Source organism: Micromonospora profundi (assembly GCF_011927785.1).
GTDB classification, from domain to species: domain Bacteria; phylum Actinomycetota; class Actinomycetes; order Mycobacteriales; family Micromonosporaceae; genus Micromonospora; species Micromonospora profundi.
The window spans coordinates 5,289,535-5,313,502 of the sequence record NZ_JAATJK010000001.1; the positions used below are offsets into that span (position 1 = coordinate 5,289,535).

The window sequence follows — 23,968 nt, forward strand, 5'->3', positions numbered from 1 at the left end:
TGAGAAGGCCTGTCACAATGTGCGGTCATGCAGGCACGGTCGGCACTCTTCGACCTGTACGGCGACCACCTCCGACCGAGAGGTGGCCGCGCACCCGTTGCCGCCCTGGTCAAGCTACTGGCACCGTTGGGAATCGCGCCGCCCGCCGTTCGCACCGCCGTGTCCCGGATGGTGCGTCAAGGCTGGCTCGACCCGCTCCGGCTGGCCTCCGGACCGGGATATTCGATCACACCAAAAGCTGCTCGGCGACTCGACGAGGCGGCGGCCCGGATCTACCGGACGGGCCGGGTCACCTGGGACGGGCGATTCGATCTGCTCGTCCTGGAGGCCCCGGGCTCCCGGCGGGACCGGCAGCGCCTCGCCTCGAACCTCAGCTTCCTCGGCTACGGCACCCTCGACGAGCAGACCTGGGTGGCCACCCGGCCCGCCGAGGACGTCGACCTGCTGCTCGCCGAGGCGGGCATCCGGTTCGAGCGGTTCACCGCCGCACACTTCGCCGGCACCCCTGGGGCGATGGGTGTGGTCCGCCGCGCCTGGAACCTTGCGGAGATCGGCCAGGCCTACGAACAGTTCGTCGCCGACCAACGCCCCCTGCTCGCCACTGTCACCGTGCGCAGCAGCGACGAGGAGGCGTACGCGGCCCGGTTCCGGCTCGTGCACGCGTGGCGTACCTTCCTGTTCCGGGACCCGCAGCTGCCGCCGGCGCTGCTGCCCGAGCGTTGGCCCGGCACCGCCGCGGCCAGCTTCTTCGACCGGCACGCGGCACGCCTGCGTCCGGCCGCCGACCGGTACGTCGAGCAGTGCCTCGACGCCAGCAGCCGCATCGTCCGACAGAAGGGTCGTTAGACAGTGACCGAGCCGTTGCTCGTCGACCGGACCGACGCCGTCGTCACCCTCACCCTGAACCGGCCGCACGCGATGAACGCGCTGGACCTGGCGCTCAAGGAGGCGCTGCGGGACACGCTTGCCGAGTTGGAGACCGACAGGTCCTGCCGGGCGGTCGTGCTGACCGGGGCGGGTGGGGCGTTCAGCGCCGGCCAGGACCTGCGCGAGCACGTGGCGACGCTGGACAACTCGTCCGCCCCGCCGCTGGACACGGTTCGGGCGCACTACAACCCGATCGCCGCCCGGCTGGCCAACCTGCCCAAGCCGGTCGTGGCAGCGGTCCGTGGGATGGCCGCCGGTGCGGGCGCGTCGCTGGCCTTCCTCGCCGACATCCGGGTCGGCGGGCCGGGTACCAGCTTCCTGATGGCCTTCGCCAAGGTCGGTCTCGCCGCCGACACCGGAGCGTCCTGGACGCTGCCCCGGCTGGTCGGCCACGCCAAGGCCGTGGAGCTGCTGATGCTGGCCGAGCCGGTCCGTGCCGAGGAGGCCTGCCGGCTGGGGCTGATCACCCGGCTGACGGACGACGACGAGCAGGTGCTGCCGGCCGCGCAGGAGCTGGCCACACGGCTCGCCGCCGGCCCCACAGTCGCGTACGGGGCGATCAAGCGGCAGCTCTCCATCGCCGACGCCGGCACCCTCGCCGACGCCCTGGCGGCGGAGGCGCAGGCGCAGGCGATCTGCGGCGCCACTGCGGACCACAGGGCGGCCACCGAGGCGTTCGTGGCCAAGCAGAAGCCGGTCTTCGAGGGCCGCTGAGCTAGTCGTCCTCCTCCGGATCCTGGTTGGCCTCCGCACCCAGCACGAACGCCTGCATGGCCAGCTCGTCCCCGGACGGCGACACGAACGCGGGCAGCTCACGCGGCCCCAACTCCTGCACGTAGGCCCAGAACAGCCGGACCGCCTCGGCTGGCGTGCCCGCTTCGATCGGCAGGTCCAGGCTCACCAGCCAGGTGCGCCGCGCCGGAGGTGGACCGAGCTGGTCGGCGAGCGCCCGGAAGTCCGCCGGGGCGAGCGCGGTGAGCGGCCCGTCGACAGTCAACAGGTCGGCCGGCACCGGCTCGTCGAAGGCCCGCCGGGTGTACGCCACGACGAGCGTCCCGGGCTCGACCGGGGACTGCGGGTCGTCCGGGTCCTCCCGGTGCCGCAGCGACGGCGTGGTGACCCTGCCGAGGGCGACCAGTCGGGGTGGCTCGTCTGCGAGCACCGCCACCTGGTCGCCCGGGCGCGGCTGACCGACGTCGGTGAGCCCCGTCAACTCCAGCGTGTCGTGGTGCACGAGACGCTCGGCCTCGTAACGCTCGGCGGGCAGCAGAACGGCCCACGTGCCAGGCCCGTCGGCGTGGCCGGTCCCGCCGGCCCGGTGCGCGGTCTCGGTGGTCATGCCTGCCATCCCATCACGACGCCGTCGCGGGCGGGACGTGACAGCCGACGATGTGATCGTCGACCATCCCCGTTGCCTGCATGAGCGCGTACGCGGTGGTCGGCCCGACGAACCGGAAGCCGCGCTTCTTGAGCGCCTTGGCCATTGCCGTCGACTCGGGGGTGATCGGCGGCACCCCGGCGAACGAGGCAGGGCGGCTCGGCCGGGGCGGCGGCGCGAAGGACCAGAGCAGCGCGGACAGCCCGTCGGGCAACTCCAGCGCGGCGCGGGCGTTGGCGATCGCCGCTTCGATCTTGGCCCGGTTGCGGACGATGCCGGCGTCGGCGAGCAGCCGCGTCACGTCGCCGTCGCCGTACTCCGCGACGGTCGGGATCCGGAACTCGTCGAAGGCGAGCCGGAACGCCGGACGCTTGCGCAGGATGGTCAGCCAGGACAGGCCGGACTGGAACGCCTCAAGCGTCATCCGCTCGTAGAGCGCGTCGTCGCCGTGCAGCGGCCGTCCCCACTCGGTGTCGTGGTAGACGGCGTAGTCGGGGGTGCTGGCCCCCCAGGCGCAGCGGGCCAGCCCGTCGGCACCGATCAGCAGGTCAGTCACTCAGTACACGCTAGGCCATCACACCGACAGCCCACCGCCGCCGGACGGCCGGCGTGGTCAGGGCAGCCGGCCCTGCTCGACAAGCCTGCCGAACCTCTTCAGCGCCTGCGTGAGGCCGACCTTGGAGCCGGGCCAGAGCACCGGCCAGGCCAGCCGGCCGGCCCGGCCGCCGGGCAGGTGGAACCACTCGTGCCAGACCACCTGGGTACGCGCCCGATCCAGCTGGGTGCAGCGCAGCACGCCGGGACCCCGCAGCAGTTGGCCGCAGTGCACCACACCGATCTCGTACGGCTCGTCGACCCGGACGACCCGCATCTCGTCGCGCAGCACGGCCGGGCCGAGGGCGGTGACCGCCTCGATCCGGCTGCCCTCCCGCCCGTCGCCCTCGACCACCCGTACGCGGGTGAACGGAATCCAGTCGGACTGTCGTTCCCAGGCGAGCAACGCGGCGAAGACCCGCTCCGCAGGTGCGTCGACGATCACGGTGGCGGTCACCTCGCCGGCACCGGGTTGAGCGACGTCCCCGAGATCGCTGGCGCCCTGCGGGTCGGTCACGCCGACTCCGACCGGACCGCCGGCCCGCGCTGTGCGGCACTGTCGGCCGCGTCGACGTCAGCCGGCTCACCGTCGGCTGGTGCGGCGTTGCCGGCCGGTGCCGCGTCGTCGCCCGGGGTCGCGTCGCCGGTCCGGGTCACGTCGTTCGGCGGGGTCACGTCGTCGGTCCGGGTCATGTCGTTCGACGGGGACACGTCGTTGGCCGGGGTCACACCGGCGGCCGGGGCCGCGCCGTCGGCGTCCGCCGGCGAGGAGGTGGCGTCCGGCGAGGAGGTGGCATCCGGCAACGGGCTCGCGTCGGTCGAGCCGGCCGGCGGCACTTCGACGCCCGCGTCGGCAGCGCCCGGCACCGCCGCGGCGGCCTGCTCGCGGGCCTGGCGCAGCACGTCCGCGTCGTCGGTGCGCCCCTCACGCAACGCGATGACCTCCGACTCCAGTACGCCGATCAGCTCCGACTTGTAGCCGATGTCGTAGGCGGCACGGCGCAGCGCCTGATCGACCTGGGCCATTCGATACCCCCGCAGCGCGGTGTCGAAGCGAACCGCACCCACATCGGATTCGCGCAGCGGCCGGGTGCCCGGCAGGGGCACGGCCTGCGAATCCGGCTCGGCCGGCACCAGGCCGGGATCGCGGCCGCTGATCAGCACCGTCACGCCGAACACCACCGCCGCGACGGTCAACGCGACAACCAGGAGGAGCAGAAGCTGACCCATGCACTGATCGTGGCACGAGCTTCGGCCCGGAGCGACCCCACACCCCGATCACGATCGACGTCCACGCCCGCTCCGCGTACCTGTCGATCGACCGGCTAGCGTCGGGAGCGGCCGGCGCGGCGGCGGCGGTGCGGACCCTCAGGAGGCGGCATGGCCGGGGCACTTCGGCTGGGCGGGCGGACGTTCAGGCCCGGTGAGCTGGTCGTGATGGCCATCGTCAACCGCACTCCCGACTCGTTCTACGACCGTGGCGCCACGTTCGCCGCCGACAGCGCGTTGCGTGCGGTCGAGCGGGCGGTGCACGAAGGTGCGGAGATCATCGACATCGGTGGAGTGAAGGCCGGCCCCGGTGCCGAGGTGGACGTCGCCGAGGAGATCCGACGCACGGTGGACACCATCGCCGCCGTACGGGCCGCGTTCCCGGAGGTGGTGATCTCCATCGACACCTGGCGTGCCGAGGTGGCGACGGAGGCTGTCGCGGCCGGCGCGGACCTGCTCAACGACACCTGGTCGGGTGCCGACCCGGCGCTGGCCCGGGTGGCGGCGGCCACCGGCGCCGGGCTGGTCTGTTCGCACGCCGGAGGGCTGGTCCCCCGGACCCGGCCGCACCGGGCCGCGTTCGACGACGTCGTGGCCGACGTGGTCGCGACGGTGACCGGGCTCGCCGACAGTGCGGTGGCCGCAGGGGTACGCCCCGACGGCATCCTCATCGACCCGGCCCACGACTTCGGCAAGAACACCAGGCACTCCCTGGAGATCACCCGTCGGCTCGGCGAGTTGACAGATACCGGCTGGCCGGTGCTCGTGGCGCTCTCCAACAAGGACTTCATCGGCGAGACGTTGGACCTGCCGGTGGCCGAGCGGTTGGAGGGCACGCTCGCCGCCACGGCGCTCTCCGCCTGGCTGGGTGCCCGTGTGTTCCGGGCCCACCAGGTCGGCCCGACCCGCCGGGTGCTGGACATGGTGGCGTCGATTCGTGGCGACCGGCCACCCACGGCGACCCGCCGGGGCCTGGCCTGACTGTCCGGTCGTTGGAGCGACCGACCGTTACCGGCCGGCGGACCGACACGATCGCCGGAGGTCGTGGCGGTCAGGTCCAGCGCAGGATGTTCCTACGCCAGGCGTAGAGGATGCCGAGCGCGAGCACCGCCACGAACACCGCCATCTCCACCACCGTCACGAGGCCGAAGCCCGGCCGGTCGAAGACCACCGCCCACGGGAAGAGGAACACCGCCTCGACCGCGAACAGCACGTACAGATAGGCGTACACGTAGTAGCGGATCTGCATCTGCGCCCAGTCCGCGCCGACCGGGTCGAGCCCACATTCGTAGGTGGCCCGCTTGCCGATCGGGTCGGCGGGACGAGCCGGACGTAACACTCGGTTGGCCGAGAACGCCGTTACGAAGAACAGGACGCTGACGAGCAGCAGGAGACCGAGCGTCGCGTACGAGCCGAGGTAACCGGTCACGCCGGGAGCCTACCGCTCGGCCGGAAGGCACGTCCCAAACACGTTACGGATTTGTTTCCAGCTGGGACTAGTGCACCAGGGCAACTGTTACCGAATATTGGACTTCCACCCATGACACCGGAGGTCAGATGGCCCGCGTGAAGGTTTCGCCCAGGCAACGGGCTGCGGGACGGCGTCCCCTTCCCCTGCTGGCGACCTCTCTCGCGGTCGGCCTGCTCGCGGCGCTGGCCTTGGCACCGGCGTGGGCCGGCGCGGCGACACCTGCCGTGCTGCCGGTCGCCGCCGTCACCGACCCGACCGCCGAACCCGGGCCGGCTCCGGAGACCAGCCCGGCGGAGGAACCCACCCCGACCGAGGAGCCGAGCGGCGCCCCCAGCCCGGTCATCCCGGCCCCGGAGACGACGGCGCCGCCGCCGATGACGACGCCGCCGGCACCGCAGACCACAGCACCCGACGTACCTCCGCCCGCAGCGACCACGGCTCCCGTGCCGGGAGGCACCACCCGGCCCGAGACGGCCGGCCCGCCGGTGCCCCCGGTACGGCCGTCGGCGCCGGGCGACACCCCGGCAGCGCCACCGAGCCCGCTCGGCGTGCAGGTCACCACCGAGGACGTCGTCCTGCCCGGGGCGTACTGGAACGCGGCCAGCACGACCACCACGCTGCGGGTGACGGTGGCAAACACCGGCACCGCCACGCAGCGGGTCCGACTCTCGTACACCCTGCCGCCCGGTGTGACCGACGCCGGCACGAAGGGGTGCGTCAGCGCGGGCGACGCGTACCGCTGTGGAGCCTGGACCGTCGAGGCGGGCGTCCGGTTCAGCAGTGTGCTCCGGTTGCGGGTCGCCGGCACCGCCTGGGAGCGCATGCCGCTCAGCGGCTCCGTGCGGGTCATCGGGGACGCTCCGGACGTGCCCGGAGAGGCGACCGACGACCAGGGCTTCGCGGTGCTCTTTCCGCCCGGCCCGCCGGTGCCTGGAATCGCGCTGTCGGCCGACGAGGTGGCGTTCGACATCAGCGGCGGGGCGAGTTCCCTCGTGGTCCGGCTGGGCAACACCGGCAAGGTGGACGCCGCCGGCTTGGTCGAGGTGGTCCTGCCGGCCGGGGTGAGTGTGCCGAACCCACCGGCCGGCTGCGCGGCGGCCGACGCGGGCCGCACCAGGTGTGACGTGGGGCCGCTGCCCGCGGGCGAGACCGGCGAAGTGCGGCTGCCGGTGGAGGCGACGCCGCAGGCGCAGAGAAACGCGCCGCTGTCGGGGGCGGCGATCGGTCAGCTCGACCCGCGCAGCGGTCCGACCCGTCGGGTGCAGATGAGCTTCCGCATCACCGCCGCTGCCGCGCTGGCCACACCCGTGGTGTCGCCTCCCGCGCCGACCGGCTCCCAGGGCGTACTCCCGGCGGGCGCCGCCGGGGACGACACAAAGATGACCTCGGTGCAGCGCACCGCGGCTCTTCTGGTGGCGGTCTCCGCGCTGCTGGTGGTGCTGGCCCTCGTGCTGGCCACCACCTCCCTGCGTCGGCGGTTCAGCGAGCCGGCGTCCGGGCCCGCCGCCGAGTCCGTCGACTGATCGATCAGCGACGACCCCGAAGCGACGTCCGGCCGGGGCGCCTCGTCTGGTGATCTGAATTACGGCGGGCGGTGCGAAAGCACATGAATCAGCTCATTTCATCCCCCGATCCGGTCCCAGTTGGCCTATCTACAGGAAGGCCCGAGGGCGCGTTGGACGTAGGCTCTCGGTGAGGAACGACAGCGGACCGAGCCCGCCCGGGCGGTGCGGTTCAGCGTTGCGTCAAGGAGGTCCCGTGACCGGGCAAGGCGAGGCCACCATCATGTTCAGCCGCACGCGCGACCGCGCGCAGCGAAGCGAGGTGCAGGCGTGAGTGCGAGGAACGAGCCGGTTCTGCGAGCTCCGCAGTCGCGAACGAAGGTGGCACAGTGACCAAGCAGATCCGTCAACTCGACCGGGTGGTCATCCGGTTCGCCGGTGACTCGGGCGACGGCATGCAGTTGACCGGCGACCGGTTCACCTCCGAAACGGCGCAGCTGGGCAACGACATATCCACGCTGCCCAACTTCCCCGCCGAGATCCGGGCACCCGCCGGCACCCTGCCCGGCGTGTCCAGCTTCCAGGTGCACTTCGCCGACTACGACATCCTCACCCCGGGTGACGCGCCGAACGTGCTGGTGGCGATGAACCCGGCGGCGCTCAAGGCCAACCTGGCCGACCTGCCGCGCGGCGCGGACATCATCGTCAACACCGACGAGTTCACCAAGCGCAACCTGGCCAAGGTCGGCTACCAGAGCAGCCCGCTCGACGACGACTCGCTGGCCGGCTACGTCGTGCACCCGGTGGCGCTGACCTCCATGACCGTCGGCGCGCTCGCCGACCTGGCGGTGCCCAAGAAGGACGCCGAGCGGTCGAAGAACATGTTCGCCCTCGGCCTGCTCTCCTGGATGTACTCCCGGCCCTACGAGTCGACGATGCGCTTCCTGGAGCGCAAGTTCGCGTCCCGGCCCGAACTGGTCGCCGCGAACGTGGCCGCGTTCCGGGCCGGCTGGAACTTCGGCGAGACCACCGAGGACTTCGCGGTCCGCTACGAAGTCAAGCCGGCGAAGATGCAGCCGGGCACCTACCGCAACATCACCGGCAACGCCGCGCTCTCGCTGGGTCTGGTCGCCGCCGGGGTCCGCTCCGGGCTGCCCGTCTTCCTCGGCGCGTACCCGATCACGCCGGCGTCGGACATCCTGCACGAGCTGAGCAAGCACAAGCGCTTCGGCGTGCTCACCATGCAGGCCGAGGACGAGATCGCCGCGGTCGGGGCGGCGCTGGGCGCGTCGTACGGTGGGTCGCTCGGCGTGACCACCACCAGCGGCCCGGGTGTGGCGCTCAAGAGCGAGACGATCTCCCTGGCCGTGGCCCTGGAGCTGCCGCTGGTGATCGTGGACGTGCAGCGCGCCGGCCCGTCGACAGGTATGCCCACCAAGACCGAGCAGGCCGACCTCAACATGGCGCTGTACGGCCGGCACGGCGAGGCACCCGTCGCGGTGATCGCGCCCCGGTCACCGTCGGACTGCTTCTTCGCCGCGCTGGAGGCGGCACGGATCGCGCTCACCTACCGCACCCCGGTGATCCTGCTGTCGGACAACTACGTCGCCAACGGCTCGGAGCCGTGGCTGCTGCCCGACGTGGAGTCGCTGCCCGACCTGCGGGTCGAGTTCGCCACAAAGCCCAACGGCGACGACGGCACCACCTTCCTGCCCTACCTGCGTGACCCGGAGACCCTGGCCCGGCCGTGGGCCATTCCCGGCACGGCGGGGCTGGAGCACCGGATCGGCGGTCTGGAGAAGGCCGACAAGACCGGCGACATCTCGTACGACCCGGCGAACCACGACTTCATGGTGCGTACCCGGGCGGCCCGGATCGAGACGATCCCGGTGCCGGACATCGAGGTGGAGGACCCGGACGGCGACGCCCGGGTGCTGGTGCTCGGCTGGGGCTCGACGTACGGGCCGATCGGGGCGGCGTGCCGTGGCGTCCGCCAGCGCGGCCTGTCCATCGCCCAGGCGCACCTGCGGCACCTGGCTCCGATGCCTGCCAACCTCGGCGAGGTGCTGCGCTCCTACGACCGGGTGGTCATCCCGGAGATGAACCTGGGCCAGCTCGCCCACGTCATCCGGGCCCGCTACCTGGTCGACGCCATCAGCTACAACCAGGTCCGCGGCCTGCCGTTCACGGCCAACGAGCTGGAGACGACGCTGGAAGAGGTCCTGAAGAATGTCTGAGCCCGTCGCCCTCAAGCTCACCGCGAAGGACTTCAAGTCCGACCAGGAGGTGCGCTGGTGCCCCGGCTGCGGTGACTACGCGATCCTGGCGGCCATCCAGCAGTTCATGCCGGAACTGAACATCCCCCGGGAGCGGACCGTCTTCGTCTCCGGTATCGGCTGCTCGTCGCGCTTCCCGTACTACATGAACACGTACGGGATGCACTCGATCCACGGCCGCGCGCCGGCGATCGCGACCGGCCTGTCGGTGTCCCGTCCGGACCTGTCGGTCTGGGTGGTCACCGGCGACGGCGACGCGCTCTCCATCGGCGGCAACCACCTGATCCACGCGCTGCGGCGCAACGTCAACCTCAAGATCCTGCTGTTCAACAACCGGATCTACGGTCTGACGAAGGGTCAGTACTCGCCCACCTCCGAGGTCGGCAAGATCACCAAGTCGACCCCTGCCGGTTCGGCGGACGCCCCGTTCAACCCGCTCTCGCTCGCCCTCGGCGCGGAGGCCAGCTTCGTGGGTCGGACCATCGACTCCGACCGCAAGCACCTGCAGTCGGTGCTGCGGGCCGCCGCCGAGCACGAGGGTTCGGCCTTCGTGGAGATCTACCAGAACTGCAACATCTTCAACGATGGCGCGTTCGACCAGCTCAAGGACCCCTCCACCCGGGACGACTACCTGATCCGCCTGGAGCACGGGCAGCCGATCACGTTCGGCGCCGACGGGCGGTTCTGCGTGGTGCACCCGCCGGGCGCTTTCGGCCTGGAGGTCCGGGAGACCAGCTCGGTCCGCCCGGAGGAGATCGTCGTGCACGACGCGACGGTCACCGACCCGGCGTACGCCTTCGCCCTGTCCCGGCTGCCCGCTCTGGACCTGCGCAACACCCCGATCGGTGTGTTCCGTTCCGTGGCCCGGCCGTCCTACGACAGCGTCGTGCAGGACCAGTTGGCAGCCGCGAAGGCGAAGGTCACCGAGACTCCCGAGCAGCAGCTCGCCGGCCTGCTGGGCAGCGGCGACACCTGGACGATCGTCTGACCCGTACGGCACAACGAAACGGCCGTCCCCGGAAGCGGGGCGGCCGTTTCGTTGTGGTCAGCGCTGGGCGGAGGCGGGCGCCCAGAGGTTGTCGATCTCCTTCTCGGCCGCCGCGAGGCTCGCCTCGTGCAGCGGGATCAGCTCGGCCAAGGCGGGGACCACGGGGGCCAGGCACAGCTCGGTGGTGATGAAGCGCGGCTTCATGCCGGTCAGGGACAGGCCGTGCGGGAGCCAGGGCTCGGCGTGGTCCCAACCGTTGCGCGGGGTGCCCTCGCCGTAGCCGCCGCCCCGGCTGGCCAGCACGATGAAATCGTGGTCGCCGAGCAGGCTCTGCCCGGTCGCCAGGTCGTAGGACAGGCCGGCCACGGTCAAGTGGTCGACCCATGCCTTGACGCTGCTTGGTGCGCCGTAGTTGTAGAGCGGCAGCCCGAGCAGCACGACGTCGGCCTGCTTCACCTCGTCGACAAGTCGCTGGCTGATCTCCCAGATTTCGCGCTGCGCCGGGGTGTGCTGGTCCGGCGGCGTGGTCTGGGCCTGGAAGGCCACCGGGTCCAGGTGTGGCAGCGGCTCGGCCCCAATATCGCGGTAGGTCAGCGTTCCGTCCGGGTGAGCCGCACGCCAGACGGCGGCGGCACGGGCGGTGAGCCGCCGGCTGATCGAGCGTTCACCCTGAATGCTCGAATCGATATGCAACAGATGCATGGCTTCCCTTTCAAGGATCGTCTGTGTTACGTCAACCATTTATAGCAGGTCGATGCTCCCTCATGTCGGTAGACTGGCTCACATGTCCGCCCCGCCCCTTGATCCCGCAGAGCACCGTTCGGGTGCCCTGCTGGACCATCTGGCCCGGCGGATGCGGCTGCGGTCGGAGTCGGTGCTGGCACCGTTGGGCCTGCGCCCCCGGCACCTCGTCGCGCTCACCGTGTTGCGCGACGGCGGCGGCACCAGTCAGCAGGCACTGGCCACCATCCTCGCGATGGACAGCACGAACATCGTCGGGCTGCTCAACGATCTCGAAGCCGAGCACCTGGTCGAGCGACGCCGCTCACCCGAGGACCGCCGCCGGCACGTCGTCGACCTCACCGAGGATGGGATGAAACGCCTCAACGAGGCGGAATGCGCCCTGGCGAGCGCCGAGGACGAGGTGCTGGGAGCACTGGATCCCGCCGAGCGGAAGACGCTCTACGAGTTGCTCCGGCGAGCCGCCAACACCTCGTCGGCCATCTGCACCGAAACGCTCCAGAGAGACCTCGACGCCTGCTGACGGCGGCGGTCAGGCCGTGGTGCTGGCCTGAGGGCGATCGTCGCGCACGTGCACAAGCATGTCGCCGGTCTCGATCACGGCGCCCGCCTGGTCGGCCAGGCTCACCACCTTGCCCCGGCGCACCAGGGCGATCACCAACGACTCCAGCTCGCGCGGCGAGCGGCCCACCTCGCTCCGCTCCGCCGAGCGCATCGCCAGCGCCATGCCCTGGCCCGGGGTTAGCAGATCCTCCACCACGTCGATAAGCGGCGGCGCCGAGGTGGACAGGCCGAGCAGCCGGCCCGCGGTCGCCGAGGAGACGATCACATGGTGGGCGCCGCTCTGCTTGAGCAGCGGGGCGTTCTCCGCCTCCCGGGCCGCCGCGATGATCCGGACCTGACCGGCGGTGAGCTGCCGTACGGTAAGCGCCACGAGCACGGAGGCGTCATCGCTGTCGGTCGCGATGATCACTGCCTTCGCGTTGCGGACGTGCGCCTCGTTGAGCACCGACGAGCGGGTGGCCGACCCCTCGATGGCCACCAACCCGGCGGAGGTGGCCTGCCGCAGGGCGGCGCCGTTGCGCTCCACCACCACGATCCTCGACCGGTCCAGCCCGTTCTCCATCAGGGCGTTGACCGCGCTGCGGCCCTTGGTGCCGTAGCCGCAGATGATGACGTGGTCCTTCACGGTTCTCCTCCACCGCGACAGGCGACGGCCGGTCCGGTACTGCTCGGTCAGGACTTCCAGAGTGGTGCCGACCAGGATGATCAGGAAGAGCACTCGGGCCGGGGTGATGAAGAGGACGTTGACCAGCCGGGCCGACGGCGACGCCGGCGTGATGTCGCCGTAGCCGGTGGTGGAGAGCGACACGACCGCGTAGTAGAACGAGTCGAGCAGGGTGAGGCCGTCCTCGTTGATGTCGCGGTAGCCGTCCCGGTCCAGATAGACGGCGGCGACCACGGCGAAGACGAGGCCCAGGGCGGCAGCGAGCCGCAGGCTCAGCGCACTGAGCGGGCCCCGCCGCTGAGCGGGAAAATGGATCACCGTCGAACCTGCTCCACCACCGTCGCCTGCACGACCACAACATAGCGGTTATGTCGTGATCCGCACGCCCCGGCTGCGCAGCGCGCAACCGGGCGCGCTCGACGAACCCGCACGGGGCGGTCGAGACGGCCGCGGACGGGCAGAATGGGGTCTGTTCCCCGACGACGACCGCGGAAGTGAGGCCGGCATGTCGTTGCTGCGACGAGTGATTGGCGGGGTGCTCCGCCGCCTACGCCAGAGCCAGGGCCGCACGCTGCGCGAGGTGGCCGCGTCCGCCGGCGTCTCGGTGCCCTACCTGTCCGAGGTCGAGCGGGGCCGCAAGGAAGCCTCCTCCGAGGTGCTCGCGGCGATCTGCCGAGCGCTCGGCATCCGCTTGTCCGACCTGCTGGAGCAGGCCCGCGACGACCTGCGCCGGGTCGAGCCGCGCATCCCGACCGCACCACGGGCCGCGCTGACGCGCCAGGGCCGCGTCGAGGTGGCCCGACGCGCCGCAGGCCAGCACACAGTGCGGACGGGCAGGCCGATCGTGGAGCACGGGCCCGGGGCGAACGGGCCGACCCTGCGTGTCGGGCCGACCGCCTCCGCTGGCGGCTTGCGCCCCGGCCCGCGTACCCCCGCTCGGTTGGGTTGGGCGTGCGCCGGGGCTGGCTCGCGGCGGCTGACCGTCGCGTAGGCCGCGTCGTTCTGCCGTCGGCGCATCTGCCGGCGGCAGAATCCCTGGGCCACGACGGTGCCCGGTCGCACGCTGGAGGGGCCGGTCCACCGGGCGGTCCCGCCGCCCGCCGGCAGCGGCGAAAGGCGGCGGCCAATGATGGGGTACGGCGTGCGAATGCTGGACGGTGCGCAACCGTCCTTCGGTGATCAGGTGTTCGAGCGGCTGCTGCGGGAGCGGATCATCTTCCTCGGCACCGAGGTGACCGAGGAGTCGGCCAACCGGGTCTGCGCGCAGATCCTGCTGCTCGCCGCCGAGGACGCCGACCGGGACATCTTCCTCTACATCAACTCGCCGGGCGGGTCGGTGAGTGCCGGGATGGCCGTTTACGACACGATGCGCTACGTCCGCAACGACGTCGCCACGCTGGCGCTTGGTTTCGCCGGCTCGATGGGGCAGTTCCTGCTCTGCGCGGGCGCGGCCGGCAAACGGTACGCGCTGCCACACTCGCGGATCATGATGCACCAGCCGTCCGGCGGGATGGGTGGCACCGCCTCGGACATCACCATCCAGGCGGAGAACATGCTGCACGTGAAGCGGACCATGCAGGAGCTGATCGCCCAGCACAGTGGACGGCCCCTCGACGACATCCAACGCGACTGGGACCGGGACCGCTGGTTCACTGCCGCTCAGGCCCGCGAGTACGGCCTCATCGACCAGGTGATCACCAGAGCTGATCAGATGTCGGCGCTCTGACTCGCGGTGGCGGCCGGCGATGGTCCCGCCGGCCGCCACCGCGACAAGCAACCCGCACCGGTCACGGCAGGTCAACGCGGGCCTGGCACCCAACCCGGAAGGTACGACGGTGAGCGTCGCCGATGCCGGACGCGACCCCCTCGATCCGCGTCCAACAGCTACTGACAGGCCTTCGCCGCCGGGCCCTCGATACCGACGACCCTATTCCCAGCGGCGGGAATGGGGCCTGCCATCGAGCCGCAGCGCATTTCCGCAAATTCCCGTTACACGCACGAACACAAATGCGAGAGGCACCGCCGATCCGGCCCGCGATCCCGCAGCCACGACACCTCAGGCGCCGGACCCGCGAAAATCCTGTGGCACCGCCCCGTTAGGGTCACGTCTATGCGTCGACTGATCCCAACCCTCTCGATTGCCATCACCGCCGCCCTCGTGGCCGGCTGCGGCACGACTTCCAGTGACACCGGAGGGTCCGCGCCTTCCGCCGCCGCCCCCGAGACGTCGAAGGTCGAGCCCGTCGCTGCCATCCGGCAGGGAATGGACCGCAGCCTCACCAACACGGTCACCATGGACGCCTCGGTCAAGGCTGGCAACCAGAACATCACCCTCAGCGGAAAGATGGACCCCACCGCCAAGGCGATCCAGGTCACCGGGAACGCCCCCGAGCCGGTCGAGGCCCGCCTGATCGGCGACGTCGCCTACATCAAGTCGGACTCGCTGGACGGCAGCAAGCCGTGGATGAAGATCGACCTCAACAAGCTCAAGCCGACCAGCACCATGCGCCAGTCGTTCGACCTCAAGGCGCAGACCGGCATCATCGGCGGCGTCGTGAGCGCCCAGGAGGTCAGCCCCGGCCGCTACACCGGTGTCGCCGACCTGAACAAGGCAGCCGAAACGGCAGGCTCGGACGGCGGGATGCGCGAGGGCCTCGAGGCGACCGCCAAACTGGCCAAGGACCCGGCGGCGATCCCGTTCGAGGCGACCCTCGACAGCGAGGGCCGGCTCACCGCGCTGTCCTACACCATCGCCACGAAGAGCGTCGGTGACCTCGTCACCGAGATGAAGATGAGTGGCTTCGGCGAACCGGTCACCGTGAAGGCCCCGCCGGCCAACGAGACCGAGGCGGCCTCCGAGGAGATGTACAAGTTCCTCTGATCAGACGGAAATGGTGCCCTCCGGATCTCACTCCGGAGGGCACCGTCGCGTCAGCAGGCTGTCGAGGCGCGATCAACCGCGCCGATCTGCTGGCTTGGGCGCGAGCCGCCCATTGGGCATGTGCACCACCCGGAGGAACGCGGGCAGCCGCCACGGCCTCGGCCCACCGATGACGACGTCGCGCCGCAGCACCGCCTGCGCGATGCTGATCCGGCCGAACATCATCAGGTTGAACCTGGCGGGACGGAATGTCACACGCGCGTCGAACGGGCCATCGGCCGGCGCGATCCACACCCTACGGTCGCCAAGCGTCAGCGTCGTGGTCGTCGTGTACGGCGAACGGAACTGCACGGACACGTGGTGGCGAGGCATCGGCAGCTCGGTGTTGAGCAACACCCCGTACGTGTCACGCAGCATGTCGAACATGAACAGATCCCAGTAGAGCGCGGCGTGCTCGTCCGGCATCGGCCACTGCCGACGCAATGCCCGTGCGATGTCCCAGCCGTGCACGAGCAGCTCGTTCGTCAGGTGGGCGAACAGACCACCGACCGTCACCCGCGCGTTGCCCAGCCAGCTCACCGTCGACTGCGGGTCAGCAGTCGTGGCCAGCAGACCGTCGACCGCCGCGTTCAACCGCGCCAGCAGTACCGCCGGGTCGCGCTCACGGAAATGGGCGAGCACGTGGGTGTTGACGTCGGCCACCGTGTCGACGTTCGTGACGGCCAGCATGTCCTCCAGGCCCGGCACCGGGATGGGGACCTCGGCGTCCTCCAGCCTTGCCACGTACAGCACCGCTATCGACACCACGTGCGCCGCCGTGTCCGCCACCGTCCAGTCGGCGGTCACCATGAGCTCTGGCGACGGCGCGGCGGCCACCAAATCGGTGAACCGATCGGTGGCCGCCCGCAGTGCCGTGTGGGCCAGGCGCCACCTGTCCGCAGCGCCTGCGCCAGTCACGTCGAACAACATCGAGCCCTCGCTTCATCGCTTGTGCCCCTGATGGCGCAGGTGTCAGTTGTAGAACATGGTCGGGAACCAGCCGAAGCCGAAGATGGCAGGCACCCGGATGTCCCAGTACACGACGGTGAAGACGCCGAGGGCGATGAGCAGGGCTGCGCTGAGCGCCGTGCTGCGCCGTACGTCGGAGGCGAGCCAGGTGATGAACCGACCCCGGGTGAGGAGGATCAGCAGCGCGAACAGCGCGGTGACCACGACGATGTTGCCGAGGGACTGGAGGACGAACGCGGCTGAGCCGTACAACGGGTTGCCGCTGTCGACCGCCCAGTGGAAGAGCTTGTTGAACAACGGATAGGGCCGGCCGATGAGGAACCCGCCGATGAGCGCGCCGAGGGTCACCACCCGCGCGACCGGACGATCGGCGAACAGGTCGGGCACCACCTTGATCGCGGCCAACCCGAGGTAGATGAGGGCCAACCCGATGAGGCCGAACACCACCGACGACTGGATGATGCGAACCGGCACCCCGCCTGCGGTCTCGGTCGACAACTGCGGAAGCCTGTCCCCCAGCAGGACTCCGACGAACCCGTACACCGCGGCGACGACGACCATCCCCAGGGTGAGGTAGGCGACCGGCCGCAACAGCAGACGGAGCCGGGCGCTGGTGCCGCTACTGGCCGCGCTGAGCGGCCCGATCGACGCGATCATCGCGATGTTGCAGGCGGTGAACGTGCCCGCCAGGCCCGACACGAACGCGAAGATCAGGCCGGCGGCGGTACCGGCGATCGCGGTCTCCTTCGCGTCGTGACCGAGAAGGCCGCTGGCGACGTTGTCACCGATGACCGAGTCGACGAACTCGTAGGACCACAGCACCGCCAGCAGGACACCAGCCGCGACGCTGGCCGCGATGATGACGCCGTTGCGCTGGGGTCGAGGATCACCGGAGACGCTCGAAACCTGTTGGCTTGCTGTGGTGCGCGTTTCCGTCATCCATCTCTCCTTTGTCAGCCCCCTGATGACTGTGCGCGGTGATGATGTCACTCAAAGCGATTCCCGTGCATCTCCGAGAATGCTCAGTCGGCAGTGGACGGTCACGGCCGCGTTCCAGGACGTCAATCCATCTTGCTTTTCATCCCACGGCCTGTAATATCCCCATGTTTTGATCTGTAGCGGGGGAGGAAACACACATGCGATGGAAGACCCCGGCCAGCGCCTTATTAGCGCTGGCCTTTCTGATTCCGGCGGCACCGGCGGTGGCTCAAGCCCAATCGCCCGGGCTGGATGCGGCCTGCCAGACGGTCGAGCGCAAGGTGTACAAGGACATCCGCTCGCTTTACACAATCGACCTGGACACCGCCGCCATCGTGGAGGTGCGGCTGTTGGCCGCCCGAATCCTGCACGAGGCAGACACCAACAAGTTGACCGTTCTGCCTGGAGCACTGCAGGAGCGACTCAACGGCACCTCAGATGATCTCCGCGCGTTCCTCAAGACGGACGCGCAGAGGATCTGGACAACGGATCTGCGGATCGGTGTGGGCCAGACGATGACGGGCGCTGGCGTCAACGTGCGGGCAGCCGCGCAGAAGACGCTCGACACGGGCACCGTCGAGGCCTTCCTGGCTTACCTGAACGACGGCGTGTACGCCGCACGTGCGCTTGACTGCGCGGCTCAGCCGACGCCAACGCCGACGTCCCAGCCGACGCCGACGCCATCCGCCTCACCGAGCGCCACGACGACCGTCGCACCGACCCCCTCGTCCTCCGACAGCGCGGGCGCCTCGGGCGGCGATGGCGGTGGGCTGCCTGTGACCGGTGCCGACACCGCGACCGTGGCCAGCGTTGGCGGCGCGCTTCTGCTCCTCGGAGGGGCGGGCTACCTCATCGGACGCCGACGCCGTTCCCGCTTCGTGGCATAGCCCGATCGACAGCGCCCGGCCCGATGCTTCGTGGGCCGGGCGCTGTGTTCGGCGGGGGTCGTTTCGTGTTTGCGCCGGGAACCGTGCCACGGTGACCGCCCTCGTCAATACGGCCGCCGGATCCCTCGCTCCGAGAGCGTCGCCTCGTAATAGCCGAGGAAGCCCTTCAGCTCTTCGATGGCGTAGTCCAGGTCGTCGAGAGCCTCGCCGTTACCGGGGTCCTCGCGCAGGGTACGAGCTGCGTCGGCCAGCTGCGTCCAGATCCCTGCGAACGTGTCGCCCTGCAGATGGATGCCGGGAAATGTTCGGCCCACCAGCTGCACGACTGCACAGTTGACACCACGGGTCAGCACCCGCGCTTGCTCCTGGCTCATCCGATCAGGATCCAGTACTACCCGCAACGCGGCTAGCTGTCCGCCGGACCGGACCGTCCGCCTGCTCACCATCCGCTTCAGTGCAGTCACGCTCGGTAGAACAGCTTCACGGAAAATTGCATTTGGCAAGAGGTAGCACCGAAATTTTCTCGATATGATGCATCTGCTTGTCAGGTACCCGACAGTGAAATGTCGACTCTTGTGCTAGCCGTCCGCCGAGAGGATGCTCGAATCGTCGAACGGTACTGCGCCGCCTCACACAGAGGGCGGCGCCCGGCTGCCACCGGACGCCGCATTCGACTCCACCGCTGCAACGGAAGGAGTCACGTTGACTGTAATCCCTCGCGGGTCAGACTTCGAGACACCAGGGGACGAGGACGAACCCGTTGCCGAGCAGTCCGACAGGCACCGGATCATCCTGGCGTACGTCAAGACGCTCAGTCCGATCATCGCCGCCATCGTCGCCTGCATCGGGACGCTGGTGACAGCGCTGGTCCGCTGACCCGCCGGCCCCGCGCTCCCGCTTCGGCCGGGCGCGGGGCCGTCCCCGTCGGGCGCCCCGGCGGGAATCAGAGCAGGTCGGCGAGCGTACGCCAGATCTCGGTGGCCAGGTCGCGATAGCCCGCGTCCTGCGCCTGCGTGGCCAGGCTGCGGAGTTCAGTGATGGCGGCGGCCCGGTCTCCGCGGATCAGCCGCACCTGGTTACGCAGCAGGTCGAGCCGGATCCGGTCACGGAAGGACAGGTAGCGGGTCCGGCCGGCCAGTTCCTCGCTGCGCTCCCCCGCCACCTCCAGGTCGCCCTGATGGAAGGCGAGCAGCGCCTGGAGGAAGGCGAACTCCTCCGCGAGGCGGGGGGTGCCGACCAGGTCGAGGGCGCTCTCCGCCTGGGCCAGCCGGCACTGCGCCTCCTGGGTGGCGGGCTGGCGCATCTGCAGGTAGAGGGAAGCCGCGGCCAGTCGCAGCCGCAGCCACAGGGTGAGGTCGTCGCGGCTGTCGAGTTCGTCGAGGGCCCGCTCGATCAGCTCGGCGGATCCCTTGTGGTCGCCCTCCCTGGTGAGGGCCGAGGCCGTGGTCCACAACGCCTCCACGCGCAACACCACCGGCAGCTCCGGGATGATCGACTCCAGCATGGTGATGTGGACGTGGGCCTCGGCCGAGTGGCCGGACTCGGCCTCGATCGACACCAGGGTCATCAGCGTACGGGCCATGTCGGAGGCGGGGACCTCGTGCGCGGCGACCAGGGCGTGTGCCTGGAGCGCGTTGGCACGGGCCGCGGCGACGTCGCCGAGGGAGCGGTGACAGCGGGCCAACTGGTTGCGGGCCCGGATCTCCAGTTCCGGTGACGCCACCTCGGTGCTGAGCTCGGCCAGGGCCTCCAGGGTCTTGAGGGCCTCGGCGCGCCGTCCCTGCTTGATCTGGAGCCGGGCGAGGATCCACAGGGCGTGCCAGCGGGTGGCTGCCTGGGCCTGGCCGTCCGCCTGTACCGCCGACATGATCGGCTCCACGGTGTTGCCGTCCTCGCTGGAGGTGACGGTCGCCAGCACCGTGCTGAGGTCGTCGGACTGCTCGGCGCCGAACGCCGACGACGGCACCTTCAGCTTCTCGGCGAGGTACTGGATGGCCCGGGCGGTCGGCGGTCGGGCGCCGGACTCCAGCCGCGAGAGGTACGCCGCCGACATCCCCGGCCCGACCACGTCGGCCTGGGACAGGCCGCGTTCCCGGCGCAGCGCGCGCAGCCGCTGGCCGAACTCCGGTTGCTCCAGTGGGTCAGTCAACGTCTCACCTGCTTCTACCTGGCGTCTCCCCCTGCCGCTCTCGTGCTTGAAGTGTTGCCTAATTGGAAAGACCTTGTCAAAGGTCTGCCACCAGGACGGGTCGAGCGAAGGGCCGGCCGCACCATACCGCACATTTCCGAAGCGGCCGGCCCCGAAGTCGATCAAGGCCAGTCGATGTCGCCGTCGGCGACGCCGTCGACGCCTGGATGGATCTGCACCACATCGACGGACGCGGCGGGCGCGGGCCGCACCGCGTGGGCGGCGGCGGCAGGGCCTGCGGCTGCCAGCAGCAGAAGGAGGCAGAACATAAGGCCGATCGGCAGTTTCGGTGTCATGTGCTCCTCGCAATGTGGGTCGGCGGGACAACAGGCCGGCGGATCTGCCGGCCCGACCGGGGGTTGCCAAGCGCCACCGTAAGTCCACCCCCCGTGTCCGGCAAGCCGGAACGAAAAGAATCTTGACTCGTCTTGACTTGCTCATTGCCAAATGTTGACAAGGCGAAGCGACGGGGCCTAGCTTCCTATCCGAAGAGACGACCGCCGATCGATGCGGTCACCCGCAATCGCGTGATCCACCACGCGATCGTCACGGATGAGGAGTTCCCGTGCGAACAGACATCGTCGTCCAGGACGTGGCGTCCTTCCGCATCGATCCGGCGTTGCTGGCCCGCCCGCACCGGCGTCTCGCGCTGATCACCAGCCCGGTCAACCTCGACCGGCTGCGCCGCCGCAACCGATCGGACGTCTTCGCCCACATCGTCGTACCCGAACGGTTCGACACCGACGGTCTGACCGAGGCCGTCACCACTATCCGCGACGCGCTGGCACCCTCCGAACGGGACGACATTCGCCTGCTCTGCCATGACGAGTACTCACTTGGCACCGTCGCGCAGGTCCGGGCCCGGCTCGGCATCCCCGGCGATCTCCCGCACAACGTCCAGCCCTTCGTCGACAAGCTCGCCATGAAGGCCGCGCTCCGCGACGCCGGCGTACGCCTGCCCCGGCATGTGGCCTGGGACGCCGAGGCACACCGGGCTGACCCGCAGGCCCACCTCGACCACATCGTCAACCAGGTGGGTCTGCCCGCCTTCGTCAAGCCCACGAACGAGTCCGGCAGCGTCGGCACCCGCCGGATCGACACCCGCGCCGACCTCGCCCAGTGGGCCACCGAACGGCTCGGCGACGACGCCCCCGGCGGGTGGGAAATCGACGAGTTCGTCACCGGGACCCTCTACCACCTGGACAGCCTGGTCCAGGACGGCCGCATCCTGCACGTCGGGGTCAACGAGAACCTCTACCCCTGCTACGACTACATCGCCGGCAAACTGAGCTGCAGCTTCACCCTGCCCGAGGACGACCCGGCGTACGAGCCGCTGCTGGCATTCAACCGCCGGGTCCTCGACGCGCTGCCCGACAAGCCCGCCCGGGGCGTGTTCCACCACGAGGTGTTCCGGCAGCCCGACGGCGAGCTGGTCTTCCTCGAGATCGCAGCCCGGGCCCCCGCGGCCCTCATCCCCTTCACCAGTGAGATCCGCTACGGCGTCAACGTCGAGGAGGCGCTGTTCCGCCTGCAACGCGGCGAGCAGCTCAATGTGCCGACGCGCCGCGGCCCGTACGCCGCCTACGTGTACTTCCCGAAGCCCGGTGGGCGGGTGGTCGACAGGACTGCCGTCGACCTGGGCTCCGATCACCGCTGGACGTGGAATGTCGAGGTGGGCGAGCTCACCACGGCCGCCAGCGACATCCGTGACTTCGCCGCCTCCGTCCTGCTCTGGAACGACGACATCGAGGAACTGCGGAAGGACTTGTATCGCCTGGACAAACACCAGCCTCTCACCACTGCGGCTTGACCGCCCGAAGAGCCGACCCCACCCGACCCGGCCGCCGAGGCCGACACCTGACTGGGAGAACACCATGGCCGAGCCCGAATTCATCGACTACGACTTCGTCTTCACCCCGGCCGAGTCGGCCGGCCTGCACGACGCCCTGCGCGACGTGACGGCCAGCCCGTACGGCGACATCACCACCTACCTCGACGAGCTTGCCCGGCTCAAGGACGACACCCGGCTGCCCGCCCGATTCGTCGAATTCTGTGAAATGTCCATGCTGCGCGACTTCTCCCGCGAGCCGTTCGTCGTGCTCGGGAACGCGCCGATCGACAGGGACCTGCCGGTCTTCACCTCCGACGACCCGGTGTCCGAGAAGCGCAGCCGCAAGAAGACATTTGTCGCGGAGGGCTTCCTGGGCCTGTACGCCGTGCTCACCCGCACCGAGATCATCGGTCACCTCAGCGTCAACGACGGCGACCTGTTCCACGACATCTACCCCAAGCAGTCCATGTACGACACCCAGTCGCAGAAGACGCTGGGCACCCTGCGATTCCACCGCGACTTCACCAACCACTTCGTCTGCCCCGACTTCGTCAACACGTTGACCCTGCGGGACACCCCGGAGAACGAGGTCTACTCCACCTTCACCGTCACCCGACACGCTGTCGAGGAGCTGACCGACAGGCAGGTCGAGATCCTTTCCTCGCCGCGCTTCTACACCCCCTTCGACGACGTCTCCAAGCACAGCGCGAACGTCCGGCTCGGCCGAGCCAAGGACCACCCGGTGCTGATCGAGGGACAGGGCGCCAAGGTCTTCGAAGGGCGTACCGAGGGCCTGGACGAGGAGGCGCAGGCAGCGCTTGACGCATTCGTCGCCGCGCTGCACCGGCGCAAGAAGCTGCGGGTGTCCCGGCCCGGCGACTCGGTCACCTTCTCCAACCACCACGTCATCCACGGCCGCGAGGTACGCGAGATCCGCGACGTCGAGTCGCTGCGGCACCGGTGGCTGCTCAAGACCCACAACGTCTACAGCCTGCAGGCCTTCGAGGAGTTCTTCCTGGAGGACCGGTACGGCGTCGTGAACGGGTGAGTGAGGCCAACCATGCTCATCGTCACCGGTGCTGGGCGCGGGATCGGCGCAGCCGTGGCCCGGCGGGCCGCGAGCGCGGGAATGCCCGTCTGCATCAACTACCTGCGTAGTAGTGGGGCCGCCGAGGCGCTGGCCGCCGAGATCCGGGACAAGGGTGGCGACGCCGTCGCGGTCCGCGGCGACGTCTCCGTCGAAGAGGACGTACGCCGGCTCTTCGACACCGCCGTCGACCGGCTCGGGCCGCTGACTGCGCTCGTCAACAACGCTTCCAGCACCGGTGGCCTGGCCACCGTGATGGACCTGACGATGGACCAGGCCGACCTGGCGTACCGCACCGTGCTGCGCAGCGTGCTGCTGTGCACCCGTGAGGCGGCCCGCCGGATGGCCGTCAGCCGAGGTGGTGTCGGCGGCCGCATCGTCAACGTCTCCTCCACCGGCGCCCGTACCGGTGGAACGGGGGAATGGGTCCACTACGCCGCACTCAAGGCGGCCGTCAACGCACACACCTGGGGTGCGGCGCGGGAACTCGCCGAGGAACGGATCCGGATCAACGCGGTCGCCCCCGGCCTGATCGACACCGACCTGCACCGGGACAACGGTGTGCCGCAGCGGCCGGAACTGCTGCGCCCGACCGTGCCCCTGGGCCGCATCGGCACACCGGACGAGGTAGCCGAGGCGGTCTGGTTCCTCCTCTCCGACGCCTCTTCGTACATCACCGGTTCCGTGCTGGAGGTCGGCGGAGGTCGCTGACCGCCCGCCGACTCCCGCCTCCC

Annotated in this window: 27 protein-coding genes; 15 read left to right on the plus strand and 12 right to left on the minus strand. The window is 70.0% G+C overall.

What is annotated here, in order from left to right; translation table 11 throughout:
- The first annotated feature begins 27 nt into the window (after positions 1-27).
- Both F4558_RS23345 and F4558_RS23350 read left to right on the plus strand, forming a co-directional pair.
- On the plus strand, positions 28-846 hold the full coding sequence (locus F4558_RS23345) for a PaaX family transcriptional regulator (protein WP_053659154.1): 819 nt from the start codon (positions 28-30) through the stop codon (positions 844-846).
- A 3-nt stretch (positions 847-849) separates the two neighbouring features.
- Positions 850-1,641 carry an enoyl-CoA hydratase/isomerase family protein gene (locus tag F4558_RS23350; RefSeq protein WP_053659152.1) on the plus strand — a complete coding sequence of 264 codons (792 nt, stop codon included), beginning with the start codon at positions 850-852 and terminating at the stop codon, positions 1,639-1,641.
- A 1-nt stretch (position 1,642) separates the two neighbouring features.
- Here F4558_RS23350 and F4558_RS23355 read toward each other — a convergent pair whose 3' ends face one another.
- Genes F4558_RS23355 through F4558_RS23370 form a run of 4 tightly spaced genes read right to left on the minus strand, consistent with a single transcriptional unit; the run spans position 1,643 to position 4,129 of the window.
- The gene (locus tag F4558_RS23355; RefSeq protein WP_167945985.1) at positions 1,643-2,266 is read right to left on the minus strand and encodes a hypothetical protein; all 624 of its coding nucleotides are present in this window, start codon (positions 2,264-2,266) and stop codon (positions 1,643-1,645) included.
- Positions 2,267-2,279: 13 nt separating this feature from the next.
- Complete coding sequence (locus tag F4558_RS23360) at positions 2,280-2,861, minus strand: DNA-3-methyladenine glycosylase I (protein WP_053659148.1); 582 nt, start codon at positions 2,859-2,861, stop codon at positions 2,280-2,282.
- Positions 2,862-2,918: 57 nt separating this feature from the next.
- Positions 2,919-3,416, minus strand: coding sequence for an SRPBCC family protein (locus tag F4558_RS23365; RefSeq protein ID WP_053659146.1), 498 nt, complete (start codon positions 3,414-3,416; stop codon positions 2,919-2,921).
- Positions 3,413-4,129, minus strand: coding sequence for a DivIVA domain-containing protein (locus F4558_RS23370; RefSeq protein WP_053659144.1), 717 nt, complete (start codon positions 4,127-4,129; stop codon positions 3,413-3,415). The genes F4558_RS23365 and F4558_RS23370 overlap by 4 nt, the downstream gene beginning before the upstream one ends.
- A 150-nt stretch (positions 4,130-4,279) precedes the next feature.
- On the opposite strand from F4558_RS23370, the gene folP reads away from it, so the two are divergent.
- Complete coding sequence (folP, locus tag F4558_RS23375) at positions 4,280-5,149, plus strand: dihydropteroate synthase (protein ID WP_053659142.1); 870 nt, start codon at positions 4,280-4,282, stop codon at positions 5,147-5,149.
- A gap of 70 nt (positions 5,150-5,219) precedes the next feature.
- Here the strand turns inward: folP and ndhC are convergent, their stop codons facing one another.
- Positions 5,220-5,597 (minus strand): NADH-quinone oxidoreductase subunit A, encoded by a 378-nt coding sequence (ndhC, locus tag F4558_RS23380; RefSeq protein ID WP_053659139.1) that lies wholly within the window; start codon positions 5,595-5,597, stop codon positions 5,220-5,222.
- Between the two features lie 128 nt (positions 5,598-5,725).
- Between ndhC and F4558_RS23385 the strand changes: the two genes are divergently transcribed.
- From F4558_RS23385 to F4558_RS23395, 3 genes are all read left to right on the plus strand, one after another.
- Positions 5,726-7,162, plus strand: a complete 1,437-nt coding sequence (locus F4558_RS23385) for a hypothetical protein (RefSeq protein ID WP_053659137.1) — start codon at positions 5,726-5,728, stop codon at positions 7,160-7,162.
- Positions 7,163-7,530: 368 nt separating this feature from the next.
- Positions 7,531-9,378 (plus strand): 2-oxoacid:acceptor oxidoreductase subunit alpha, encoded by a 1,848-nt coding sequence (locus F4558_RS23390; protein ID WP_053659135.1) that lies wholly within the window; start codon positions 7,531-7,533, stop codon positions 9,376-9,378.
- A complete protein-coding gene (locus tag F4558_RS23395; RefSeq protein WP_053659133.1) occupies positions 9,371-10,405 on the plus strand; it encodes a 2-oxoacid:ferredoxin oxidoreductase subunit beta in 1,035 nt (344 codons plus the stop codon). The genes F4558_RS23390 and F4558_RS23395 overlap by 8 nt, the downstream gene beginning before the upstream one ends.
- A 57-nt stretch (positions 10,406-10,462) precedes the next feature.
- Here the strand turns inward: F4558_RS23395 and F4558_RS23400 are convergent, their stop codons facing one another.
- Positions 10,463-11,107 (minus strand): FMN-dependent NADH-azoreductase, encoded by a 645-nt coding sequence (locus F4558_RS23400; protein WP_053659131.1) that lies wholly within the window; start codon positions 11,105-11,107, stop codon positions 10,463-10,465.
- Positions 11,108-11,189: 82 nt separating this feature from the next.
- Here F4558_RS23400 and F4558_RS23405 point away from each other — a divergent pair, with 82 nt between their 5' ends.
- Positions 11,190-11,669 carry a MarR family winged helix-turn-helix transcriptional regulator gene (locus F4558_RS23405; protein ID WP_167945986.1) on the plus strand — a complete coding sequence of 160 codons (480 nt, stop codon included), beginning with the start codon at positions 11,190-11,192 and terminating at the stop codon, positions 11,667-11,669.
- Positions 11,670-11,678: 9 nt separating this feature from the next.
- Here the strand turns inward: F4558_RS23405 and F4558_RS23410 are convergent, their stop codons facing one another.
- Positions 11,679-12,692, minus strand: coding sequence for a potassium channel family protein (locus F4558_RS23410; protein WP_053659128.1), 1,014 nt, complete (start codon positions 12,690-12,692; stop codon positions 11,679-11,681).
- Positions 12,693-12,747: 55 nt separating this feature from the next.
- On the opposite strand from F4558_RS23410, the gene F4558_RS23415 reads away from it, so the two are divergent.
- From F4558_RS23415 to F4558_RS23425, 3 genes are all read left to right on the plus strand, one after another.
- A complete protein-coding gene (locus F4558_RS23415; protein WP_376767564.1) occupies positions 12,748-13,365 on the plus strand; it encodes a helix-turn-helix domain-containing protein in 618 nt (205 codons plus the stop codon).
- Between the two features lie 135 nt (positions 13,366-13,500).
- The gene (locus F4558_RS23420; RefSeq protein WP_369814822.1) at positions 13,501-14,100 is read left to right on the plus strand and encodes a ClpP family protease; all 600 of its coding nucleotides are present in this window, start codon (positions 13,501-13,503) and stop codon (positions 14,098-14,100) included.
- Positions 14,101-14,484: 384 nt separating this feature from the next.
- Positions 14,485-15,255 (plus strand): hypothetical protein, encoded by a 771-nt coding sequence (locus tag F4558_RS23425; protein WP_053659123.1) that lies wholly within the window; start codon positions 14,485-14,487, stop codon positions 15,253-15,255.
- Between the two features lie 72 nt (positions 15,256-15,327).
- Here F4558_RS23425 and F4558_RS23430 read toward each other — a convergent pair whose 3' ends face one another.
- Both F4558_RS23430 and F4558_RS23435 read right to left on the minus strand, forming a co-directional pair.
- On the minus strand, positions 15,328-16,224 hold the full coding sequence (locus F4558_RS23430; protein WP_053659121.1) for a maleylpyruvate isomerase family mycothiol-dependent enzyme: 897 nt from the start codon (positions 16,222-16,224) through the stop codon (positions 15,328-15,330).
- A gap of 42 nt (positions 16,225-16,266) precedes the next feature.
- Positions 16,267-17,202: a hypothetical protein gene (locus F4558_RS23435; RefSeq protein WP_167945987.1), complete on the minus strand. Its 936-nt coding sequence runs from the start codon at positions 17,200-17,202 to the stop codon at positions 16,267-16,269.
- A 197-nt stretch (positions 17,203-17,399) separates the two neighbouring features.
- Here F4558_RS23435 and F4558_RS23440 point away from each other — a divergent pair, with 197 nt between their 5' ends.
- Positions 17,400-18,128, plus strand: a complete 729-nt coding sequence (locus F4558_RS23440; RefSeq protein ID WP_167945988.1) for an LPXTG cell wall anchor domain-containing protein — start codon at positions 17,400-17,402, stop codon at positions 18,126-18,128.
- A 104-nt stretch (positions 18,129-18,232) separates the two neighbouring features.
- Here the strand turns inward: F4558_RS23440 and F4558_RS23445 are convergent, their stop codons facing one another.
- A complete protein-coding gene (locus F4558_RS23445) occupies positions 18,233-18,502 on the minus strand; it encodes a DUF6959 family protein (protein ID WP_167945989.1) in 270 nt (89 codons plus the stop codon).
- Positions 18,503-18,830: 328 nt separating this feature from the next.
- On the opposite strand from F4558_RS23445, the gene F4558_RS23450 reads away from it, so the two are divergent.
- Positions 18,831-19,004 carry a hypothetical protein gene (locus F4558_RS23450; protein WP_167945990.1) on the plus strand — a complete coding sequence of 58 codons (174 nt, stop codon included), beginning with the start codon at positions 18,831-18,833 and terminating at the stop codon, positions 19,002-19,004.
- 67 nt (positions 19,005-19,071) lie between these two features.
- Here the strand turns inward: F4558_RS23450 and F4558_RS32005 are convergent, their stop codons facing one another.
- Together F4558_RS32005 and F4558_RS31770 are read right to left on the minus strand one after the other, a co-directional pair.
- A complete protein-coding gene (locus tag F4558_RS32005) occupies positions 19,072-20,277 on the minus strand; it encodes a helix-turn-helix domain-containing protein (RefSeq protein WP_053659113.1) in 1,206 nt (401 codons plus the stop codon).
- Positions 20,278-20,438: 161 nt separating this feature from the next.
- Entirely contained in the window at positions 20,439-20,612 is a 174-nt protein-coding gene (locus F4558_RS31770; RefSeq protein ID WP_167945991.1) for a hypothetical protein, read from the minus strand.
- Between the two features lie 269 nt (positions 20,613-20,881).
- Here F4558_RS31770 and F4558_RS23465 point away from each other — a divergent pair, with 269 nt between their 5' ends.
- From F4558_RS23465 to F4558_RS23475, 3 genes are all read left to right on the plus strand, one after another.
- Positions 20,882-22,126: an ATP-grasp domain-containing protein gene (locus F4558_RS23465; RefSeq protein WP_053659111.1), complete on the plus strand. Its 1,245-nt coding sequence runs from the start codon at positions 20,882-20,884 to the stop codon at positions 22,124-22,126.
- Between the two features lie 64 nt (positions 22,127-22,190).
- Entirely contained in the window at positions 22,191-23,195 is a 1,005-nt protein-coding gene (locus tag F4558_RS23470; protein WP_053659109.1) for a Fe(II)-2OG oxygenase family protein, read from the plus strand.
- Between the two features lie 12 nt (positions 23,196-23,207).
- On the plus strand, positions 23,208-23,945 hold the full coding sequence (locus tag F4558_RS23475) for an SDR family NAD(P)-dependent oxidoreductase (protein WP_167945992.1): 738 nt from the start codon (positions 23,208-23,210) through the stop codon (positions 23,943-23,945).
- The last annotated feature ends 23 nt before the right edge of the window (positions 23,946-23,968 follow it).

Excerpts from the sequence above, each read along its gene's own strand:
- folP (WP_053659142.1), top strand. The coding sequence starts at position 4,280 with ATGGCCGGGGCACTTCGGCTGGGCGGGCGGACGTTCAGGCCCGGTGAG.
- F4558_RS23355 (WP_167945985.1), bottom strand. The coding sequence starts at position 2,266 with ATGACCACCGAGACCGCGCACCGGGCCGGCGGGACCGGCCACGCCGAC.
- F4558_RS23440 (WP_167945988.1), top strand. The coding sequence starts at position 17,400 with ATGCGATGGAAGACCCCGGCCAGCGCCTTATTAGCGCTGGCCTTTCTG.
- F4558_RS23370 (WP_053659144.1), bottom strand. The coding sequence starts at position 4,129 with ATGGGTCAGCTTCTGCTCCTCCTGGTTGTCGCGTTGACCGTCGCGGCG.
- F4558_RS23475 (WP_167945992.1), top strand. The coding sequence starts at position 23,208 with ATGCTCATCGTCACCGGTGCTGGGCGCGGGATCGGCGCAGCCGTGGCC.
- F4558_RS23430 (WP_053659121.1), bottom strand. The coding sequence starts at position 16,224 with ATGTTGTTCGACGTGACTGGCGCAGGCGCTGCGGACAGGTGGCGCCTG.
- F4558_RS23420 (WP_369814822.1), top strand. The coding sequence starts at position 13,501 with ATGATGGGGTACGGCGTGCGAATGCTGGACGGTGCGCAACCGTCCTTC.
- F4558_RS23395 (WP_053659133.1), top strand. The coding sequence starts at position 9,371 with ATGTCTGAGCCCGTCGCCCTCAAGCTCACCGCGAAGGACTTCAAGTCC.
- F4558_RS23445 (WP_167945989.1), bottom strand. The coding sequence starts at position 18,502 with ATGAGCCAGGAGCAAGCGCGGGTGCTGACCCGTGGTGTCAACTGTGCA.
- F4558_RS23435 (WP_167945987.1), bottom strand. The coding sequence starts at position 17,202 with ATGACGGAAACGCGCACCACAGCAAGCCAACAGGTTTCGAGCGTCTCC.
- F4558_RS23345 (WP_053659154.1), top strand. The coding sequence starts at position 28 with ATGCAGGCACGGTCGGCACTCTTCGACCTGTACGGCGACCACCTCCGA.
- F4558_RS23400 (WP_053659131.1), bottom strand. The coding sequence starts at position 11,107 with ATGCATCTGTTGCATATCGATTCGAGCATTCAGGGTGAACGCTCGATC.
- F4558_RS23405 (WP_167945986.1), top strand. The coding sequence starts at position 11,190 with ATGTCCGCCCCGCCCCTTGATCCCGCAGAGCACCGTTCGGGTGCCCTG.
- F4558_RS31770 (WP_167945991.1), bottom strand. The coding sequence starts at position 20,612 with ATGACACCGAAACTGCCGATCGGCCTTATGTTCTGCCTCCTTCTGCTG.
- F4558_RS23470 (WP_053659109.1), top strand. The coding sequence starts at position 22,191 with ATGGCCGAGCCCGAATTCATCGACTACGACTTCGTCTTCACCCCGGCC.
- F4558_RS23425 (WP_053659123.1), top strand. The coding sequence starts at position 14,485 with ATGCGTCGACTGATCCCAACCCTCTCGATTGCCATCACCGCCGCCCTC.
- F4558_RS23385 (WP_053659137.1), top strand. The coding sequence starts at position 5,726 with ATGGCCCGCGTGAAGGTTTCGCCCAGGCAACGGGCTGCGGGACGGCGT.